Source organism: Niastella yeongjuensis (assembly GCF_900110245.1).
In the GTDB taxonomy this organism is placed as follows: domain Bacteria; phylum Bacteroidota; class Bacteroidia; order Chitinophagales; family Chitinophagaceae; genus Niastella; species Niastella yeongjuensis.
The window spans coordinates 1-1146 of the sequence record NZ_FOCZ01000038.1 but is presented as its reverse complement, the minus strand read 5'-3'; the positions used below and the strand labels follow the sequence as shown (position 1 = coordinate 1146).

At 43.5% G+C, this 1146-nt stretch carries 1 protein-coding gene; it reads left to right on the top strand.

Annotation, left to right across the window (positions count from 1 at the left end; all coding sequences use genetic code 11):
* On the top strand, positions 1-1036 hold a 1036-nt coding region (locus tag BMX95_RS34375), incomplete at its 5' end, for an IS110 family RNA-guided transposase (protein WP_090519769.1).
* Between the last annotated feature and the right edge of the window lie 110 nt (positions 1037-1146).

Here is a 1146-nt window from a genome sequence, read left to right as displayed (position 1 = left end):
CGGTAAAACGATTTGTGTAGGGATCGATGTGCATCAAAAGGACTACCAGGTAGCCAAGGTGTATAAAGGGATCTGTCTTGGTAATCATCGTATGGCAGCTGATAGTGACGCATTAATTAAACATTTGCGCAGTCATTATAGTGGGGCTGATTTTAAATGTGTATATGAGAGTTGTTCGTGGGGATTTAATTTACAAAGGAGGTTAAAAACAGCGGGAATGGATTGTATAGTGGTGAACGCGGCAGACGTGTCAACCACTGATAAAGAAAGAAAGCGTAAAACCGATCCGGTAGATGCCCTGAAACTTGCTCGTGACCTGGAGTCTGAAGACCTAAAAGGGATTGATATACCGGATGAAACGCTTCAAAAGGAAAGAAACCTGATACGTTACCGTTCAACATTGGTGGGAGATATCAACCGAAGTAAAAACCGGCTGAAAAGTTTGTTGAAATTCCAGGGTATTGAAATACCGTCTGCTTTTGCCAGGAATAGCTGGAGCAATTGTTTCTTGAAGTGGGTGCAGGAGCAGGGTTTAAAGGAAGAATTAGGTGATACCCTGTTACTGATGCTGGAACAGATCAAATTATTGCGTCAACTGCTGCTGAAGGTGGAAAAGAAACTGCGGGAACTCAGGAAGGGCAAGTATAATTCAGCTGCAAACCTGGCAACCAGTGTTCCTGGTATCGGCCCCATTACGGCGATGTTGTTTTTACTGGAAATAGGTGACATCAACCGTTTTAAGGGATTTGATCGGCTGAATAGTTTTGTAGGTTTCTGCCCTGATAAAAACAGTAGCGGAGAAACAGACCGGGACCGAGGTATTACCTCAAGACGGCATAAAAAATTACGTACGGCATTGATAGAGTCAGCTTGGGCAGCCATACGAATCGATCCGGCCCTGATGGAGAGTTATCAGGCGCTGACCAAAAGGATGAAAGGCACCTTTGCAATCATTCACATTGCTCGAAAACTATTACGAAGGTTGCGCTCTGTGATGTTAACAGGTGTGGCGTACCAAAAGGGAACGGTAGTTTAAAAACAGGCAGAACACTATATGAGTTTTTTTAAGCCATATGACTTACCGGTAAATAAATAAAAGAGCAGTCACGACAATGACTGCCCCTAATTACCGTACAAGTATCAGTC